Here is a 16,713-nt window from a genome sequence, read left to right as displayed (position 1 = left end):
GCCCGTATCCGATGTCCTGGACCAGATCGTTGGTTCCATAAGATACCTTATGCGAATCGCGTGTGGTGGGTCCGTGCAGAGGGTTCGGGCGAGCGGATCGGCCCCTCGCCCGGCTTGTGAAGGTCGCGACACGGCCCCCGGAACGCCCCGAAAGCCGCATCGCCCGAAAGCCTCAGCGCGGCCCGCCGCCCCGGCGCATGGCGATCTCCTGTCCCTCCTGCCGGAGCGCGCCGGACGGGGCCAGGCCCTCGTTCGGGATCGGGGTCATGCCCTCGTGCGCGGTGCGCGAGTCCGGCCGGTGGGCGGCCGGATCGCCGGCTTCCCGCCGCAGCGCCAGGGCGCGCCGGGCATGGGAGACCAGGCTGCCGCGGGCCGCGGCGGTGCGGCGGCGCTCCCGCTCCTTGTTGGCGCGCTTGACCGCCGAGGCGAGCAGCCCCGCCTTCTGCCGCGAGCCGGTATCGTCCGAGGCCGGCCGCGCGCCCGAGGGCGCCGCCCGCCCGCGGATCTCGCGGCGCTGGCGGTGGGCAATGCCGCGCGCCCGGTCCCGGCGCTCGCGCAGGCGGCGGATCAGGTCGTCGAGGTCGCGGTCGGCGACGTCCTGGATGCGGGGATGATGCGACCGGCCGACGAGATCGGCCTCGTCGGCGGTCAGCAAGCGGGCTTCCTGGCGGCTCGAGATGGTCAAGGGCTGCTCCGTCGATGCTTGCGTCGATGCTTGGGCGGGGGCAGTCCGGGGCGCGGCTCGTTGGGCGCGCCCCGTCCTCGTGCAGGGGAAGCCCAGGGAGAAACCGTGGTTCCGCGGTGCTTGATCGTGACGCAGAGGCCGAAAATCCGGGATTAAGTGTCGATTTGCGGCGTCGAGCCCGGCGCCGCGCATCGTGAACAGCCTACCGGCTGCCAATGTGCGCGAGACGGTCTGACCAAGAGTATCCGGACGAAGAGTCGTCCGCTCGACGAGGCGCATCCTCTTTCAGCGCGCCTTGAATGGTGCGACGGCCGGCAATTCGCGCGAGACAGGCATGCCATTGATGACAGAGTGGATGAGACGTCGCCCATCCAGGCAGATAACGACGTGCTCGCCAGGCCTCGCGTGCGTGATCGTATCCGCGATGGCCTCGACCCGCTCCAGGATCAGGCGTCGCTTGTTGTATGGCAGCGCCACGACCGCGATGGAGCGGCCCTGGAGGCTCTGCTGATGGGCCATGTTCTTGTCGTTGGTGACGAGCACCGAGAAGCCGGCCTCCTCGATCGTCTTGAGCAGTGCGCCGTTGCCGAGTGCCGCCCAGTGGCGGGGGAAGCGGTTGGCGTCGATTCCATGATCGCGCAGGGCTTGGACGAGTTGGCGTGGAACACCCTCGTCGACGACCGTCCTCACGCCGCCCTCGGCCCGGCGACTGCCTGCGCGGCGAATTCGAGCACGGCTACGACGTCGTCCCGGTTCAAGGCCTCGTAGGTGTCCAGGATCTCGTCCAGGGACAGGCCGTCGGCCAGGTTCTCGAACACCACCTCGACCGGCACGCGCGTGCCGCGAAAGACCCGGCGGCCCGCGAGGATCGCCGGGTTCGAGACCACGATGTCGTCAAGGGACTGGCGCGCTGCCGGCGTATTGGGCGATCGGGGGGGCGTCATCGTACGGCTCCTGCCGTGTCGCATGTGGGAGATGCTGCTCCCGGGTGCAGGATAGCCCCTTCCTGTGCCTGCGTCAGGCCCCTGCCCCCAGCGCTTCGGAAGTTGCCGCACGACCTGATGAGCGTCGTCGGGACGCCTTCCGCCACGGGCACAGCGCGCAACGAGTGGCCCGAGACACGAGAACGCCGGCCCCTCGCGGGGCCGGCGCTCACATGCGTGACCGAAAGCCGGGATCAGCCGTTCTTGCTCTGCAGGCCGATCGCGACGAAGCGGGTGCCCTTGTCGTTCTTGATCCGCATCAGCACCGCCTTGCGGCCGTCGCTCTCCGCGGCGCGGATGCGGCCGGCGACCTCGGACAGGGTCGAGACCGGCTGGCCGCCGACATCGAGGATGACGTCGCCCTCCTGGATGCCCTTGGCCGCCGCCGGGCCGTCGGGATCGACGCCCACCACCGCGACGCCCTCCTGGCCGGCGCCGACCTGGGCCGCCGGGGCGAGGCTCAGGCCCAGCCGCGGCTGGCTGTCGCCGCGGCTGCCGTTGTCGTTGGCGCTCGCCACCTTGGTGTCGTTCGGCAGCGTGCCGAGGGTCACCTGGGCGGTCTCGGTCTTGCCGCTCCGGACATAGGCGAGATCCACCTTGGTGCCGGGCTTCAGCGAGGCGATCTTGCGCGACAGCTCGCGGGCATCGGTCACCGGCTCGCCGTTCACCGCCTGCACGATGTCGCCGGCCTTCAGCCCGGCCTTGGCGGCGGGGGTGCCGTCCTGGGCGCTGTTGACCAGGGCCCCCTTGGCCTTGTCGAGGCCGAGGCTGTCGGCGATGTCCTTCGTCACCGGCTGGATCTGGAGGCCGAGATAGCCGCGGGCGACCTTGCCGTCGGCGCGCAGCTGGTCGACCACCGCCTGCACCGTCTCGGACGGGATCGCGAAGGCCAGGCCCACATTGCCGCCGGACGGCGAGGCGATCGCGGTGTTCACGCCCACCACCTCGCCCTTGACGTCGAAGGTCGGCCCGCCTGAATTGCCCTTGTTGATCGGCGCGTCGATCTGCAGGAAGTCGTCGTAGGGGCCGGCGCCGATGTCGCGGCCGCGGGCCGAGACGATGCCGGCGGTCACCGTCCCGCCGAGGCCGAACGGGTTGCCGATCGCCACCACCCAGTCGCCGACCTGCGGCGCGCCGTGCGACAGCTTCACGTAGGGGAACGGTGCGCCGTCGGTGACCTTGAGCAGGGCGAGATCGGTCTTCGGGTCGGTGCCGATGATCTTGGCCGGCAGGGTGCGGCCGTCATCGAGGGTGACCTCGACCGACTTGGCGTTGTTCACCACGTGGTTGTTGGTCACCACGTAGCCGTCGGCCGAGATGAAGAAGCCCGAGCCTTGCGCCGCGCCGCCGCCGCGGCGCTGCGGGCGCTGCATGCCGCCGCCCGGGCCGCCCTCGCCGAAGCGGCGGAAGAAGTCGCGCAGCTGCGGCGGCACGTTCTGGAGGTTCGGCTGGCCGCCGCCCTCCTCGTCGTCCGAGGCGTCGTCCTTCAGCTTCACCTTCACCGAGACCACGCCCGGCTTCACCCGGTTGACGATCGGCGCGAAGCTGCCCGGAGGATGCTCGGCCGTGGTGATCGGGGTCTGCGGCAGGGCCTGGGCGTAGGCCGGGGTGCTGGAGGGCAGGATGGCGGTGCCGAGCGCCCCGGTGGCCACCAGGGTCACGGCGGCCACGGAGGCGAGGGCCTTGCGGTGGAGGCGGCGGGGCTCGGAGGAGGTCTCGCGGGAAGTCTGGCTGGTCTGGGACATCGGTGTCTTGAGGCTCCGTCTGGCGAAGGCGGCGCTCGCTGCCGTTCGATGGAGCCATTATGGTCGGCGGGCCTGACTGCGCCGTGGCCCGAAGATTACGGTTTGGTCAGGCACCGGACGCCCGGCCGGGTCGCCTCGACCCCTCGCACCCCAAGGATTCCCATGGACGTCGTCGTCTCGGTCATCTCCCTGCTGCTGGTGCTCGTGCTGATCGCCCGGGGCGTGCCGGGCCGCAACCTGCTGGTCGCCCTCGCGGTCGCCCTCGCCGTGGTGGTGCTGGTCGTCGGCATCGAGCGGGCCGGCCTGTGGCCCGACTCGTTCCACACCCGCTGAAAGATCGAACCCCCGATGACCGCCCTCCCCCTGGTGCTCTACCCTGACCCGCGCCTGCGTCTGCCCGCGCCGCCGGTCACGGCCTTCGACGAGGCCTTGCGGGCCGTCGCGGGCGACCTCCTCGACACGCTGCGGTCGGTCTCGGCGCTCGGCCTCACCGGCCCGCATGTCGGCGCGCCCGTGCGGCTGACCGTCATCCGGACGACGCTCGACTTCGCGCCGCGGACCTACGTCAACCCGGAACTGGTCTGGGCCTCGCCCGAGACCGCCCGCCACCGCGAGGGCAGCGTCTCGATGCCGGGGGTCGACGAGGAGGTCGAGCGCCCGGCCCGGGTGCGGGTGCGCTGGCACGACCTCGACGGCACGGCGCACGAGGCCGAGGAGGAGGGTTTCGCCGCCGCCTGCCTGCAGCACGAGATCGACCAGCTCGACGGCCTGTTCTGGATCGAGCGATTGTCGCGCCTCAAGCGCGAGCGGGTGCTCAAGCGCTACGCCAAGCTGCGGCGGCAGTGAAACGCTGCGACGGGGCCGACGCCACCCTCGCGAGAAAACCTTAACCGGGCCGGTCACAGGGTGGCACATCCCGCCGGTGCCGGAACGGCAGGCCCAGCCTGGCCGTTATCTCGGCAGTCCGGCCGCCTCCGGCGGCCCCCCCCATCTCTCGGAAAGGATGCCGATGCGCCCCCTCCGGATGCTCCTGATCCCCGCCGCCCTGCTGGCGACGACGCTCGCGGCCTCCGCCCAGCCCAACCCGTATGACCGCTACGGCCCGCGCGACATCGATGCCACCGGCACGGTCGGCGGCCGCGCGCCCTGGTCGCCGCCCTGGGCCTACGACACCGGCGGCGGCAACGACCGCCGTCCCGAACTGCCCGCCTACCAGCAGGGCGGCGGGCAGCAGACCGGTGGCCCGGCCCGCAACCTGCTCCCGGATGACGGGCTGCATCTCTTCCCGCGCTGAGCCGGAACCCTACTCCGCGCCGGCGGCGGGATCGCCCGCCTCCGGCTCGGTCGCCCGCCGCCGCACGCTCGCCCGCTCCCCGGCCTCCGCCGCGCATTTGTCGGCGTGGATCGCCCGGTTGACCACCTGGAGGTTCGGCAGGCCCCAGTAGCCCAGGAGCTCGGGCCAGGGCCGCGCCCGCTCCTCGCGCCAGATCCGGTAGAGCGGCACCCGGTGGTCGACCTCGGCCGTCTTCAGCAGGCGCTTGCCCGACTGGGCGCAGCGATGGCCCTGGCGGCGCTTCAGCTCCTTCACGTGGTCGGCCGGCGCGATCCAGAACTTCCAGGCGGTGACGCAGGCCGCGTGCCAGGCGGCGTTGCGGTTGGGCGTGCCCGTCCCCCACAGGTCGCGGTGCCAGCCGAAGCGGTAGACCGGCTGGCCGCAGATGCAGCAATGCCCCTTGCCCCGGGCAAACGGGCCCTCGCGGAACGGCGCCGGCGGCATCCGGAAGCTGAAGGCCAGCCCCTTCTCGGCGAGCGCCGCCTCGGACAAGTCCTCCACGGCCTTGCCGCGGCGCCTCTTGTCGGGACGCCGTTCCTCCGGGTTCCAGGTGCCGAGGCGCCAGGTCCAGCCCTCCGGCTGGCCGGAGGCGGCGGCGAGCGCCCGGGCCAGCCGGTCGGCCCGCAGGATGTGGTGGCGCCAGTAGCTCTCGACGGCGAGCCGCGGCGTCGGCGGCACCAGGGGGCGCGACAGGGCGTGGCGCAGCACCGGGAGCGGGAACACCGCCGGCAGGGACTTTTCCAGCCGCGCCCGGGCGGCCGCGTTGCGCGCCTCGCGCCACAAGGAGGCCGCCGAGGGCGGCGTGCCCGCCGGTCCGTCCGCCGCCGACACCGGCAGCCGCTCCGCCAGGGTCGGCTTGGGCGTCCTTGGCGGTTTCGCCTCGGCCGGTTTCGGCTTGCCCGGTTTCGCCTGCACCGGAATCGTCCTGGCCTGGGTCGTTGTGGCCGCTGTTTTCGCCATGCCGGTCCCGAATCGGCCCGCGCCGGCCGCGGCCAGGGCATAACGCCAGAGCGTCGCCACACACAATCCGCGGGAGCGCGCGGGCCAATCCCGGCGCCCTCCCGGCTGGTCCGCGGCGGAATGCCGCCTATGTGACCACGGCAACGCTCGCGGCGCCGGGAGGCGCCGCCCCCGATCTCAGGAGCTTCGCCGCCCGCCATGACCGCCTCCCTCCTCGGCCGCCTGCGCCTCGCCCTCGTGGCGCTCAGCCTCGCCACCACCCTCACGGCCTGCGACGCGGTCAACCGGGTGCCGACCCTGGAGGAGGCGGCGAAGTCGCGCTGGGGCGAGGTGCAGAACCAGTACCAGCGCCGCGCCGACCTGATCCCCAACCTCGTCGAGACCGTGAAGGGCTACGCCCAGCAGGAGAAGGACGTGCTGGTGCAGGTCACCGAGGCCCGCGCCAGGGCGAGCTCGGTCAAGGTCGATGCCTCGACGGTGAGCGACCCGCAGAAGTTCCGCGAGTTCCAGGATGCCCAGAACCAGCTCTCCGGCGCGCTCGGGCGCCTCCTCGTCACCGTCGAGCGCTATCCCGACCTGAAGTCGAACGCCAACTTCCTCGCCCTGCAATCGCAGCTCGAGGGCACCGAGAACCGCATCGCGGTGGCGCGGCGCGACTACATCCAGGCGGTGCAGGCCTACAATACCGAGATCCGCACCGTCCCGGGCCGCTGGATCGCCTCCACCCTCTATCCCGATGCCAAGCCCATGGAGGCCTTCACCGCCACCCCCGATGCCAGCCGCCCGCCGAACGTGAAGTTCTAGGGCGATGATGCGCGGCCCTGCGGGCGCGGTCCTCGCCCTCCTGCTGATCCTCTGGGCCGGGGCGGCCTGCGCCCTCGACCTGCCGCCGCTCACCGGCCGGGTGGTCGACGGGGCCGGCCTGCTGCGGCCGGAGGACAAGGCGGCGCTCGCCGAGACGCTGAAGGCGCACGAGGACAAGACCACCGACCAGGTCGTGGTCGCCACCGTGCCCTCGCTCCAGGGCACCTCGGTCGAGGATTTTGCCAACCGCCTGTTCCGCGCCTGGGGCCTCGGCACCAAGGCGCGCAACAACGGCGTCCTGTTCCTCGTCGCCCCCACCGAGCGCAAGGTGCGGATCGAGGTCGGCTACGGCCTCGAAGGGGCGCTCACCGACGCCCTGACCAAGGTGATCATCGCGAGCGCGGTGGCGCCGAAGTTCAAGGCCGGGGATTTTCCCGGCGGCATCCGGGCCGGCATCGACGGGATCCTCGGCATCCTCTCCGGCGACGCCGCCGAGTGGCAGCGCCGGGCCGAGGTGCGGGAGGATTCCGGCGGCGGCCTCGATCCGGTCCTGGTGCTGATCCTGCTCGTGGTGGTCGGCTTCGTCCTCGTCCGGCTCCTCACCGGCGGGGGCGGCGGCCCGGGCAGGCCGCATCGCCGCCGCACCGGCAACTGGATCGTCGTGCCCGGCCCGCCGGGTGGCGGGTTCGGCGGCGGGCTTGGTGGCGGCTTCGGCGGCGGCGGGAGCTTCGGCGGCGGTGGCGGCTTCTCGGGCGGGGGCGGCTCGTCCGGCGGCGGCGGGGCCTCGGGAGACTGGTGATGCCGACAATGACCCTGGGCGAGGCGGAGCGCGCCCGCATCGCCGCGGCGATCGCGGCGGCCGAGCGCGGCACGGCGGGCGAGATCGTCGTGATGGTGGCGGCCCGCTCCGGCGCCTATCGCAGCCTGCCGCCGGCGCTGGCGCTCGCGGGCGGCCTCATCGTGCCCTGGCCGATGATCCTCCTCACCGGGCTTTCCGCCACCCGGATCTTCCTGATCCAGCTCGTCGTCGCCCTGGCGCTGCTCGTCGGCCTGGCTGCCGGCCCCTGCCTCGCCCGCCTGCCCCGCGCCCTGCCCCGCTTCCTTCGCCGCGCCCGCGCCCGGGCCGCCGCCCAGCACGAGTTCCGCGCCCGCGGCCTCGCCCGCACCAGCGGCCGCACCGGCGTGCTGATCTACGTCGCGCTTGCCGAGCGCTACGCCGACGTGGTGACCGATATCGGGGTCGGCGCCGCCCCCGATTCCTGGCGGCCGGTGCTGGACGACCTCGTGGCGGCCTTGCGCCGCGACGCCCTGGCGGAAGGCTTGGTGCGGGCGGTGGCGGCGGCCGGCGCGATCCTGGCCGAATCCGCCCCGCCGCAGCCCGGCGACGCCGACGAATTGCCGAACCGGGTGATCGTGACCGAGTAGGCGCGTGCCCGATGATGACCTCGCAGGTCATCGACGGGCGCCCGCTCCCCCGTCCATTCTCCTCCCGTCCCCACCCGGAGGAAGGACGCACCGATGACCGACCCCGCCGCCCTCGCCGCCCGCTACCTCGCGACCTGGAACGAGACCGATCCCACCCGCCGCCGCGCCCTCCTCGCCGAGACCTTCACCGAGGGCGCCCGCTACCGCGACCCGCTGATGGCCGGCGAGGGCCATGACGGGCTCGACGCCCTGATCGGCGCGGTGCAGGCCCGCTTCCCCGGTTTGCGCTTCCGCCTCGCCGGCCGGCCCGACGGCTACGGCGATCACCTGCGCTTCTCCTGGGCGCTCGCGCCCGAGGGGGGCGATGGCGTGGTCGAGGGTACCGACTTCGCCACCCTGGAGGGCGGCCGCCTCGCCGAGGTGACCGGCTTCCTCGACCGGGTGCCGGCCTGACGGGCGGGCGCCCCCCGTGATCCTCGGCACCGCCGGCCCGCCGGGCGACATCCTGCGGGCCTGGCGCCGGCGCCGGCACCTGAGCCAGCTCGCCCTGGCGCTGGAGGCGGAGATCTCCCAGCGCCACCTGAGCTGCCTCGAGAGCGGCCGCGCCCGGCCGAGCCGGGCGATGCTGCTCCACCTCGCCGAGCGCTTGAGCATCCCCTTACGCGAGCGCAACGCCCTGCTGCTTGCCGCCGGCTACGCCCCGGTCTTCGCCGAGCGCGCCCTCGACGATCCGGCTTTGGCCCCGGCGCGTCGGGCGGTGGCGCGGATCCTCGATGGCCACGCCCCCTACCCGGCCCTCGCGGTCGACCGCCACTGGACCCTGCTCGCCGCCAACGCCGCCCTCGCCCCGCTCCTCGACGGCGTCGATCCCGCCCTCCTCGCCCCGCCGGTGAACGTGCTGCGGCTCAGCCTGCATCCCGGCGGCCTGGCGCCGCGCATCCTCAACCTGGGCGAATGGCGCGCCCATCTCCGCGACCGCCTGCGCCAGCAGATCGCGGCCAGCGGCGACCCCGTCCTCGCCCGGCTCCTGGACGAACTCTCCGCCTATCCCGCACCCGAAGCCCCGGACGATCCGGGCGACGGCGCCGGGCTGGCGGTCCCCCTCACCCTCGCCGTGCCGGCGGGCCGCCTGTCGTTCCTGTCGACCACCACGGTGTTCGGCACGCCCGTCGACATCACCCTGGCGGAACTCGCCGTCGAGGCCTTCTTCCCCGCCGATCCCGAGACCGCCGCCCTGCTCCACCGCCTCGCCCCGCCGCGCGGGCAGGCTGGACCAGAACCAGGAGAGACGCCCCCATGACGCTCCCCGCCTATGCCGTCGCCCATCTGCGCCAGGTCGCCCTCGGCCCCGCGATCGCCAGCTATCTCGCGCGCATCGACGCCACCCTGGCGCCGTTCGGCGGCCGCTTCCTCATCCACGGCGCCCGCCCCGAGCCGCTCGAGGGCGACTTTTCCGGCGACCTCGTCGTCATCGCCTTCCCGGACCGCGCCCGGGCCCGCGCCTGGTACGAGTCCCCCGCCTACCGGGCGATCCTGCCCCTGCGCACGGCCCATTCCGACGGCATCGCCTTCCTGATCGACGGCGTCCCCGTCGACCACCGCGCCCCCGATGTCCTCGCCGGCTGAGCCGCCGGGCACGAAGGGGCTTGCGCGAAGCCGAGCGCGGCGCTAATACCCCGCTCGCCCTCTCGGGGGCGTCGGAGCGTAGCGCAGCCCGGTTAGCGCACTAGTCTGGGGGACTAGGGGTCGGAGGTTCGAATCCTCTCGCTCCGACCATATCAATCAAGCACCTAGGCTTGGTTCTTGAGGGTGCCAGACCCTCGGTTCGCAAAACGGTTTGCAAGGTTCAGCGCTCCGATTGGGGCGCTTTTTGTTTTTGGCCTCGTGGTCGCCCTGTACGTTCTCGCCGCATTGCCGTTCAACGTCGGCTTATGAACCCGATCAGCCGAGCCTTACGAAGGGCTGCTGAGGGTGGAAAGCGGACGGCCCAGGTGGGTCACGGGGTCCAGAGAAGAGGTGAGTGCTCCGCTCGATCGAGGTCGTCGGACGTAGGCGGCATCTCTTCTCCTAACCAGATGCTCGCGAAGGTCAAGGTTGCCGTATAGACGGTCAGGTTGCTCGCGTTTCGGACGATCACCGTCAACGCTTGTCGATCCCCGTCCTTCGGAATGGTGTCCCGCGCGATCGCAGGAAGGGCTGTCATGGCTTCAGCCCTGATGACATCTGGACCGCCGCACTCGGTGCCTACATTGTCTCGGATCAGGTGCTGCCCATCGTGGATGTCGAAGTAGTAGCGGCCCATAAGGATCCTCTGCTATGAGTGCCTATGCTGCAACGCTCTCGACCTGTTGATGTTCGGTGTGGTTTCGCACTCAGGGTCGGCAACGGCTCGGTTGCGGCAGTTCGTAACAATTCATTAATTTAGGCACGCGCGAATGAGGTTGTCTCAGTACGAAAGTGTTTTGAAAGCGACTTTTTCATGCCTTGAGATGAAAACCACGGCGATTTCATCTCTTTCGCGCCAAACTATGCTGCAGAAAATATATCCAGGAGCGCTGCCGAGGCAAAGAAAAAACTTGTCGGAGGGGCAAATGTTTGAATCAATAATAATAAGTGCCCCAGACATATGTACATCACGCACGGAGCAGGAAAGCGACCTGTGTCGCTCATCTATCCATATAGTGCCGCGCTGTATATTCTGTTTCGAGCGTACGGACTGCCGGGCTGCTGCCGGACCCGCTTCATGATCAAGACCACGATCTGAGGCCACGTCTTCCACTCGCGTTGCATGAGCTCACCCCAGAGGAGTGAGCTGTGCTGCGCCTTTTGCCGCCTTGTGTCAAACACGAATACGTATTTTTTCCCAGAGAGACCGACTGAATTTTGTCCATTTATTTTGCGGAATCATAGGAATTTGCGAATTTTGAAAATAAAAACAGCGATCTCGCACAATTGAATAGTGCTGCATTGAGATATTTATTTTTTAGCGCATGTTGCTATCTACCGGCTAGATACCACATCCAGATTTGTATCCTGGCGATGGGCTAGGACAAAACGGAGGGCGTAATGCCCACCGACCTTCCTTCTCGGCGAAATTCCCCGCGAACCCACGCTATCTCGACGCTGCATATGGCGATCGCCGGCCTGAGGCTGCGGTTCCTCGGCTGGGGCATCGAACAGGCCCTCGAAGATCGCGATCACGTCAAGCTCTTGAGGCGCCTGAATGCCTGGGCCGACCTGCACGGGCGGATATCAGAACGACTGGGCGGTGAGATGTCTCCAAATATAGGCCACAATAGGAACGCGTTCTGTGATCGCATCCGCAAGAACGTGTCGAAGATCGCACATGAAGAGCGACGTATCGATCGAGTCGCCGGCCGTATGAAGAAGGCACGCTTGCAGGGAAATCAACGTAATTATGAGCGGTCATATCTGATAGGGAAAAGCTCCTATGATCGAACGCTTTTTCTTTGGGATCGTATTTCATTCTCGTACCATTCAGAGGGATGACTATGAACCGCGGCAAAGACGTCATCGAGCAGCTTACGCGGGATCACAGGCGGCTTGGCCGCTTGCTTCAAGGCATCGACAATGGCCGATGGTGGAGTGCCGATGAGCCTGGACATCTGGATATCGAGGCGCTCCAAGGTGCGGCTGCCCAGATCCGCGCGTCCACGGCACACATCGAGTCATTGGTCGGGGGTATTGGCACGCGCGTCACCGGAAATCAGACCTATGTGCTGCCCGTGCCAGCAACTATAACCCCCGCCGAGCCGTGAGCCCCATACGCCGTGGGAAAAAGACATCCCCGGAGCCTGAACCATAATTTTTAGGGGTTGCTGATCAAATATTCCTCATTCATCGATCAGGCGCTGCACGCGGCGCGCTCAAGGTGATTGTGATTTTTTTTGAAATCAGGTGTGCGCCAACGGGGAAATATTATCGTCGTACAAGAAAAATTATTATGCGCCTATGCAGAAACGGAAGGGTGTTGACATGACTGACCGCCCGATTGAGCTCGACGGACGGCGCGGGATGGCCGCTCAGAAGGCGACGAAGAACCGCCGCAGGCGGGCTGCCGTAAAAGCGCAGCATACCGGCCTTGTTGCACGTCAGCACGATCTGGAAGCCAACCTGTTCGCGGCAGAGGCTGCAACCTGGCCCGAGGCGGCTGACAAGGCGCGGTACCTGCTGGAGCGGTTCGCCGCTGCGCTCACCTGCGACGATCCACGCTTGCACAGCATGGTCGCCGCCGTGCTGTCCGACTTCGCGCGTCTGTCGGGCCCGATCGGGCCTGAGGTGCGAGACTCGTAAATTGTCAAAGAATGATCGGGGAAGCCCAGATGAGTAGCGATCGACCTCGTGGAAACCGTGAAGCTAAGAAGCCGAAGAAGGAGACGCCGAAAGTTATCGCAGCTGCACCGAGCACGAAAGGCCAGGTTGTGGCGAGCGGCAAGCCTGGCGTGAAGCGGTAATCTGCAATGGGTCGGGAGCGGCCCGTCACCTGGTTAGGCTCACGAATTCGATCCTAGATGAGCGGCGCCCGTCCCAGCTGGTTCCGCCGGTGCTCATCCAGCTTCGCGATCGCCGACTCCGCCAACGTCCGCGTGCGCGCCAGGTACCGGTCCAGACTGCGCTGCGCGTGGGCCAGCGAGTGCCTGGTGATCGTCGCGATCTCCGGCACGGTGCAGCCGGCTCTGCCAGCATCGTCACTGCCGTGCCGCGCAGGTCGTGGAAGTGCAGCGTGGTGATGCCGGCGGCGGTGGCCGTCTCGGACCACACCTCATGAAAGCGCCGCTTCGGCCATGGCGTGCCGTGCGGCATGACCAGGATTGTGTCCGCCCGGCGCGGGGCCGCCCCGGGCGCCTGTGTCGTCGGTACGCAGGCAAAGCGGCGGGGCTTGTCCTTGGCGCAGGGTGATGGCCTTGCCGTCATCGGTGCTCCAAAGCAGTGCAAGCAGGCCAGTCCGACGATAGCTGGTGTGCGGTCACAACTCAGGTGCGCCGGCCTCCCTACAATGCAGCGTGCTTTGGCAGTCAGATCAGGCCCGGCCGATCTGGCTCCAAGCCTCACGCCCTTGCGTACAACCGGTCCGCCCGGCTCTCGAACGCATCCGTGAACTTCCGGAACGCCCGGTCGAACATCTTGCCCATGAGGAGTCCCAGCGCCAGGCTCTTGAACTCGTAGGTGATGAAGAACTCGACCGTGCAGCCGCCGTTCGGCGCCTCGCGGAAGGTCCAGCGGTTCTCCAGGTGCCGGAACGGGCCGTCGATATACTCGGCCAGGATCTTCAGGTTCGGGCGGTCGAGGCGGACCCGGGTGGTGAAGTGCTCGGAGATCGCCTTATAGCCGACGCCCATGTCGGCCACGAGGGTCTCGGTGCCGTCCTCGCCCTCCTGCCGGCGCAGCACCCGCAGGGACTCGCAGAGCGGCAGGAATTCGGGGTAGCGCTCGACATCGGCGACGAGGTCGAACATCTCCGTCGGGCTGTGGCGGACGGTGCGGGTGGTGCGGAAGCTCGGCATCGGGTCAGACGGTCCCCAGCCGGTCGAGCCGGGCCTGCTTGAGCCGGGCGAAATCCTCGCCGGCATGGTGGGAGGAACGGGTGAGCGGCGTCGCCGAGACGAGCAGGAAGCCCTTGGCGTAGGCCGTGGTCTCGTAGGCCTTGAATGCGTCCGGCGTCACGAAGGACAGGACCGGGTGGTGCTTCTTCGTCGGCTGCAGGTATTGGCCGACGGTCAGGAAGTCGACCTCGGCCGAGCGCAGGTCGTCCATCAGCTGGAGCACCTCGTTGCGCTCCTCGCCCAGCCCCACCATGATCCCCGACTTGGTGAAGATGGTCGGATCGAGTTCCTTGACCCGCTGCAGCAGCCGGATCGAGTGGAAGTAGCGGGCGCCAGGGCGCACCGTCAGGTATTTCGACGGCACGGTCTCGAGATTGTGGTTGAACACGTCGGGGCGTGCGGCCACCACGACTTCGAGCGCGCCGTCCTTGCGCAGGAAGTCGGGGGTCAGGATCTCGATCGTGGTGGCGGGGCTCAGGCGCCGGATCGCCCCGATGACGGCCGCGAAATGGGCAGCACCCCCGTCCTTCAGGTCGTCGCGGTCGACCGAGGTGATGACGACGTGGTGCAGGCCGAGCTTGGCCACGGCCTCCGCCACCCGCTCGGGCTCGGCGGCATCGAGGGCGTCCGGCATGCCCGTGCGCACGTTGCAGAACGCGCAGGCCCGGGTGCAGGTATCCCCCATGATCATGAAGGTGGCGTGCTTCTTCTCCCAGCACTCGCCGATATTGGGGCAGCCGGCTTCCTCGCACACCGTCACGAGCTTGTTCTCGCGCACGATGGCCTGGGTCTCGGCCCATTTCGGCGAGCCCGGCGCCTTGACGCGGATCCAGTCCGGCTTGCGCAGGATCGGCTGGTCGGGCCGGTGCGCCTTCTCCGGGTGGCGGGGGCGCTGGTCGTTGCGCAGGAGATCGAGGACGACGGCCATGGGATCCGGGACGGCAAGGGGTTTTGGGACGGAGTGCGCCCGCGAACCCCTCGCGGCGCATGCGTGACTTAAGATGTCCGGGCCGCCGGGGCAAATGGGGCGTGACGCGCCGCCGCGCGGCGCGCCATGCATTCATCCCTGTGCGGATGGTGAGGACGCCGGTTCGGGCGTGCCTCGGCGCAAGCCGCTCCGGTCGATGCCGGTCAGTAGCGCCGCTCGCCCCGGACCGCCCGCACCACCGCGATGATGATGACCGCCCCGATGGTGGCGGAGAACAGGTTGCGCCAGAACCCGAAGATCGGGATGTGGAACTGCGCCGCCAGGAAGTTGCCGACCACGCCGCCGATGATGCCGAGCACGATGTTGCCGAGAAGGCCCATGTTCGAATTCATGAAGCGCTCGGCCAGCCAGCCCGCCAGCGCCCCGATGACGATGGCCATCAGGAAGCCGACGCCCGGCTGCCCGAGCGCTCCGTACACGTGACCGTCCATGCTGTTCCCCTGTCTCGCCGCCTCGCGCGGCCGAACGCCCTCCTAGATGGGGGCGGCGTGGCCGTGTTGCACCGGGCCGCCCGCGGCGATCACGGTAAAACCTGACGATGCGGAACCCTGCCGGCGCAGGGTCGTTCTGCGCAGGTCCCGCGCCGCCCCACGGGCGCGGGCCTTTTGCAGTTCGAAGAGAGTTCGTTTCCATGACGCTGAAGACCGCCCTTGCGACGGCTGCCCTCCTGCTCGCCTTCGGGCCCGCCTCTGTCGGATCGGCTTCGGCCCAGACCGCGACGCAGCCGGAGGCGACGACCGGCGGCATGACGACCCAGCAGGTCAAGACCGCCACGGTGCAGTTCATCACCCTGCAGCCGACCGCCGCGGTGACCTCGCGCATCCTCGGCACCAAGGTCACCAATGCCCAGAACGAGTCGATCGGCGACATCGCCGACCTCGTGATCGTCGACGGCAAGACCGTGCAGGCGGTGATCCTCGGCGTCGGCGGCTTCCTCGGCATCGGCGAGCGCTACGTCGCGGTCAGCCCCGACAACGTCGTGCTGACCCGGGACGGCGACGGATGGAAGGCGAGCGTGAACGCCACCAAGGACGAGCTGAACAAGGCCCCGGCCTTCGACTACAAGAAGAAGGGCTGACGAGCCCGCGCCCCGGGCCCGCCCGGGGCGCCCCTCAGGCGCCCGTGCCGCGCCGCTCGCGGAACACCAGGGCGAGGTTGCGCAGGTAGATCACCGTGCCGAGGCTCTGGCCGAGGATGAAGACCGGATCGCGCCGGTAGAGCGCGTAGCCGAGCAGCACCGCCGAGCCGCCGAGCGACAGGAACCAGAACGAGAGCGGGATCACGCTGCGCCCGGCCCGCTCGCTGGCGATCCACTGGACCAGGAAGCGGGCGGTGAACAGCCCCTGCCCCACCAGGCCGATCAGCAGCACGAGATCGACGGGGCCGGTGAACAGCGACCAGAAATAGGCGCTGAGCCCGTGCATGATGTCGGCGACCATCGGGCTACTCCGTCTTGCCCGGCACGACTTGCCCGCCCTGCACGACCTGCGGCACCCGGCGCCGGCGGCGGATCAGCCACCACACCCCGGCGAGGTCGAGGATGCCAACCCAGAGCCGGTCGAACAGGCCGTAATTCGAGCGCCCGGTGAAGCGCGGCCGGTCGACCACGTCGCCATGGACCACGGCAAACCCCTCGCGGGCGACGAGGGCCGGCATGAAGCGGTGCAGCGCGTCGAAATACGGCAGACGCAGGTAGACCTCACGGCGGAAGACCTTGAGGCCGCAGCCGGTATCCCGGGTCGCGTCCTTGAGGATGCGGCCGCGCACCCCGTTGGCGATGCGCGACTGGATCATCTTCCGCCGCCCGTCCTTGCGGCCGACCCGCTGGCCTTGCGCGAGCCCGGCGCCCGGCCCCGCCGCATCCAGCGTCGCGGCGAGGCCCGGGATGAAGGCCGGGTCGTTCTGGCCGTCGCCGTCGAGGGTCGCCACCAGGTCGCCGCGCGCCGCCAGCACCCCGGTGCGCACCGCCGCGCTCTGGCCGCAGCTCTCGCGGTGGCGCAGCACCCGCAGTTCCGGATGGTGCGCGCGCAACGCGGCGAGCGCCGTCGGCGTGGCGTCGGTCGAGCCGTCGTCGACGTAGATGATCTCGAACGGGCGTAAAGGGGCGCAGGCCGCCGCGATCTCGGCGACGAGGGGGGCGATGTTGCCGGCCTCGTTCTTCACCGGCACCACGACGCTGAGGCGGATCGCCTCCCGATCGGGCATGGCGTGGGGGCTTTCTGACAA

25 protein-coding genes and 1 tRNA gene are annotated in these 16,713 nt (G+C 69.4%); 14 read left to right on the top strand and 12 right to left on the bottom strand.

The annotated features are described in order from the left end of the window. Nucleotides 1–172 precede the first annotated feature (172 nt). The 4 genes from F1D61_RS12390 to F1D61_RS12375 form a co-directional block, all read right to left on the bottom strand. Nucleotides 173–685: a hypothetical protein gene (locus F1D61_RS12390; protein ID WP_203158222.1), complete on the bottom strand. Its 513-nt coding sequence runs from the start codon at nucleotides 683–685 to the stop codon at nucleotides 173–175. 285 nt (nucleotides 686–970) lie between these two features. Beyond that, a complete protein-coding gene (locus tag F1D61_RS12385) occupies nucleotides 971–1,375 on the bottom strand; it encodes a hypothetical protein (RefSeq protein ID WP_203158221.1) in 405 nt (134 codons plus the stop codon). Next, entirely contained in the window at nucleotides 1,372–1,629 is a 258-nt protein-coding gene (locus tag F1D61_RS12380; protein ID WP_203158219.1) for a DUF433 domain-containing protein, read from the bottom strand. Before F1D61_RS12380 ends, F1D61_RS12385 begins: the two co-directional genes overlap by 4 nt. 233 nt (nucleotides 1,630–1,862) lie before the next feature. Next, nucleotides 1,863–3,413 carry a Do family serine endopeptidase gene (locus tag F1D61_RS12375; protein ID WP_203158217.1) on the bottom strand — a complete coding sequence of 517 codons (1,551 nt, stop codon included), beginning with the start codon at nucleotides 3,411–3,413 and terminating at the stop codon, nucleotides 1,863–1,865. A gap of 162 nt (nucleotides 3,414–3,575) precedes the next feature. On the opposite strand from F1D61_RS12375, the gene F1D61_RS12370 reads away from it, so the two are divergent. The 3 genes from F1D61_RS12370 (at nucleotide 3,576) to F1D61_RS12360 (ending at nucleotide 4,707) form a co-directional block, all read left to right on the top strand. Then, the gene (locus F1D61_RS12370) at nucleotides 3,576–3,746 is read left to right on the top strand and encodes a hypothetical protein (RefSeq protein WP_203158215.1); all 171 of its coding nucleotides are present in this window, start codon (nucleotides 3,576–3,578) and stop codon (nucleotides 3,744–3,746) included. A gap of 15 nt (nucleotides 3,747–3,761) precedes the next feature. After that, on the top strand, nucleotides 3,762–4,259 hold the full coding sequence (locus tag F1D61_RS12365) for a peptide deformylase (RefSeq protein ID WP_203158214.1): 498 nt from the start codon (nucleotides 3,762–3,764) through the stop codon (nucleotides 4,257–4,259). Between the two features lie 163 nt (nucleotides 4,260–4,422). After that, nucleotides 4,423–4,707: a hypothetical protein gene (locus F1D61_RS12360; RefSeq protein WP_432443257.1), complete on the top strand. Its 285-nt coding sequence runs from the start codon at nucleotides 4,423–4,425 to the stop codon at nucleotides 4,705–4,707. Nucleotides 4,708–4,716: 9 nt separating this feature from the next. Here F1D61_RS12360 and F1D61_RS12355 read toward each other — a convergent pair whose 3' ends face one another. Further along, the gene (locus F1D61_RS12355) at nucleotides 4,717–5,577 is read right to left on the bottom strand and encodes a hypothetical protein (RefSeq protein WP_432443302.1); all 861 of its coding nucleotides are present in this window, start codon (nucleotides 5,575–5,577) and stop codon (nucleotides 4,717–4,719) included. A 327-nt stretch (nucleotides 5,578–5,904) separates the two neighbouring features. On the opposite strand from F1D61_RS12355, the gene F1D61_RS12350 reads away from it, so the two are divergent. The 7 genes from F1D61_RS12350 to F1D61_RS12320 all read left to right on the top strand — a co-directional run bounded on the left by F1D61_RS12350 (nucleotide 5,905) and on the right by F1D61_RS12320 (nucleotide 9,711). Beyond that, nucleotides 5,905–6,510 (top strand): LemA family protein, encoded by a 606-nt coding sequence (locus tag F1D61_RS12350; RefSeq protein ID WP_203158210.1) that lies wholly within the window; start codon nucleotides 5,905–5,907, stop codon nucleotides 6,508–6,510. A 7-nt stretch (nucleotides 6,511–6,517) separates the two neighbouring features. Continuing rightward, nucleotides 6,518–7,309 carry a TPM domain-containing protein gene (locus tag F1D61_RS12345; protein ID WP_432443301.1) on the top strand — a complete coding sequence of 264 codons (792 nt, stop codon included), beginning with the start codon at nucleotides 6,518–6,520 and terminating at the stop codon, nucleotides 7,307–7,309. Continuing rightward, complete coding sequence (locus F1D61_RS12340; RefSeq protein WP_203158206.1) at nucleotides 7,309–7,935, top strand: hypothetical protein; 627 nt, start codon at nucleotides 7,309–7,311, stop codon at nucleotides 7,933–7,935. The genes F1D61_RS12345 and F1D61_RS12340 overlap by 1 nt, the downstream gene beginning before the upstream one ends. Before the next feature lie 93 nt (nucleotides 7,936–8,028). After that, nucleotides 8,029–8,388 (top strand): nuclear transport factor 2 family protein, encoded by a 360-nt coding sequence (locus F1D61_RS12335; RefSeq protein WP_203158205.1) that lies wholly within the window; start codon nucleotides 8,029–8,031, stop codon nucleotides 8,386–8,388. A 19-nt stretch (nucleotides 8,389–8,407) separates the two neighbouring features. Beyond that, nucleotides 8,408–9,235 (top strand): helix-turn-helix domain-containing protein, encoded by an 828-nt coding sequence (locus F1D61_RS12330; RefSeq protein ID WP_203159029.1) that lies wholly within the window; start codon nucleotides 8,408–8,410, stop codon nucleotides 9,233–9,235. Next, on the top strand, nucleotides 9,232–9,561 hold the full coding sequence (locus F1D61_RS12325) for a DUF1330 domain-containing protein (protein ID WP_203158204.1): 330 nt from the start codon (nucleotides 9,232–9,234) through the stop codon (nucleotides 9,559–9,561). The genes F1D61_RS12330 and F1D61_RS12325 overlap by 4 nt, the downstream gene beginning before the upstream one ends. 72 nt (nucleotides 9,562–9,633) lie before the next feature. Then, a tRNA-Pro gene (locus F1D61_RS12320) sits at nucleotides 9,634–9,711 on the top strand. 220 nt (nucleotides 9,712–9,931) lie between these two features. Here F1D61_RS12320 and F1D61_RS12315 read toward each other — a convergent pair. Continuing rightward, nucleotides 9,932–10,237, bottom strand: coding sequence for a DUF6894 family protein (locus F1D61_RS12315; RefSeq protein ID WP_246775839.1), 306 nt, complete (start codon nucleotides 10,235–10,237; stop codon nucleotides 9,932–9,934). Nucleotides 10,238–11,001: 764 nt separating this feature from the next. Between F1D61_RS12315 and F1D61_RS12310 the strand changes: the two genes are divergently transcribed. The 3 genes from F1D61_RS12310 (at nucleotide 11,002) to F1D61_RS12300 (ending at nucleotide 12,249) form a co-directional block, all read left to right on the top strand. After that, the gene (locus F1D61_RS12310) at nucleotides 11,002–11,445 is read left to right on the top strand and encodes a hypothetical protein (RefSeq protein ID WP_203158203.1); all 444 of its coding nucleotides are present in this window, start codon (nucleotides 11,002–11,004) and stop codon (nucleotides 11,443–11,445) included. A 2-nt stretch (nucleotides 11,446–11,447) separates the two neighbouring features. Then, nucleotides 11,448–11,714, top strand: a complete 267-nt coding sequence (locus F1D61_RS12305) for a hypothetical protein (protein ID WP_203158202.1) — start codon at nucleotides 11,448–11,450, stop codon at nucleotides 11,712–11,714. A gap of 217 nt (nucleotides 11,715–11,931) precedes the next feature. Further along, nucleotides 11,932–12,249 carry a hypothetical protein gene (locus F1D61_RS12300; RefSeq protein WP_203158200.1) on the top strand — a complete coding sequence of 106 codons (318 nt, stop codon included), beginning with the start codon at nucleotides 11,932–11,934 and terminating at the stop codon, nucleotides 12,247–12,249. Nucleotides 12,250–12,463: 214 nt separating this feature from the next. Here F1D61_RS12300 and F1D61_RS34120 read toward each other — a convergent pair whose 3' ends face one another. From F1D61_RS34120 to F1D61_RS12280, 4 genes are all read right to left on the bottom strand, one after another. Then, nucleotides 12,464–12,619, bottom strand: a complete 156-nt coding sequence (locus F1D61_RS34120) for a hypothetical protein (protein ID WP_246775838.1) — start codon at nucleotides 12,617–12,619, stop codon at nucleotides 12,464–12,466. A 385-nt stretch (nucleotides 12,620–13,004) separates the two neighbouring features. Continuing rightward, entirely contained in the window at nucleotides 13,005–13,460 is a 456-nt protein-coding gene (locus tag F1D61_RS12290) for a type II toxin-antitoxin system RatA family toxin (RefSeq protein ID WP_048462018.1), read from the bottom strand. A gap of 4 nt (nucleotides 13,461–13,464) precedes the next feature. Beyond that, nucleotides 13,465–14,427 carry a lipoyl synthase gene (lipA, locus tag F1D61_RS12285; RefSeq protein ID WP_203158199.1) on the bottom strand — a complete coding sequence of 321 codons (963 nt, stop codon included), beginning with the start codon at nucleotides 14,425–14,427 and terminating at the stop codon, nucleotides 13,465–13,467. A 203-nt stretch (nucleotides 14,428–14,630) separates the two neighbouring features. Then, nucleotides 14,631–14,918 carry a GlsB/YeaQ/YmgE family stress response membrane protein gene (locus F1D61_RS12280; protein ID WP_093564910.1) on the bottom strand — a complete coding sequence of 96 codons (288 nt, stop codon included), beginning with the start codon at nucleotides 14,916–14,918 and terminating at the stop codon, nucleotides 14,631–14,633. Nucleotides 14,919–15,118: 200 nt separating this feature from the next. On the opposite strand from F1D61_RS12280, the gene F1D61_RS12275 reads away from it, so the two are divergent. After that, nucleotides 15,119–15,565 carry a PRC-barrel domain-containing protein gene (locus F1D61_RS12275; RefSeq protein WP_203158197.1) on the top strand — a complete coding sequence of 149 codons (447 nt, stop codon included), beginning with the start codon at nucleotides 15,119–15,121 and terminating at the stop codon, nucleotides 15,563–15,565. Between the two features lie 34 nt (nucleotides 15,566–15,599). Here F1D61_RS12275 and F1D61_RS12270 read toward each other — a convergent pair whose 3' ends face one another. Both F1D61_RS12270 and F1D61_RS12265 read right to left on the bottom strand, forming a co-directional pair. Further along, nucleotides 15,600–15,926, bottom strand: coding sequence for a lipid-A-disaccharide synthase N-terminal domain-containing protein (locus F1D61_RS12270; RefSeq protein ID WP_203158195.1), 327 nt, complete (start codon nucleotides 15,924–15,926; stop codon nucleotides 15,600–15,602). Nucleotides 15,927–15,930: 4 nt separating this feature from the next. Beyond that, on the bottom strand, nucleotides 15,931–16,692 hold the full coding sequence (locus F1D61_RS12265; protein WP_203158194.1) for a glycosyltransferase family 2 protein: 762 nt from the start codon (nucleotides 16,690–16,692) through the stop codon (nucleotides 15,931–15,933). Nucleotides 16,693–16,713: the final 21 nt, after the last annotated feature.

This window comes from Methylobacterium aquaticum (genome assembly GCF_016804325.1).
Taxonomy (GTDB): Bacteria; Pseudomonadota; Alphaproteobacteria; order Rhizobiales; family Beijerinckiaceae; genus Methylobacterium; species Methylobacterium aquaticum_C.
This window is presented reverse-complemented; position numbering and strand designations above follow the sequence as displayed.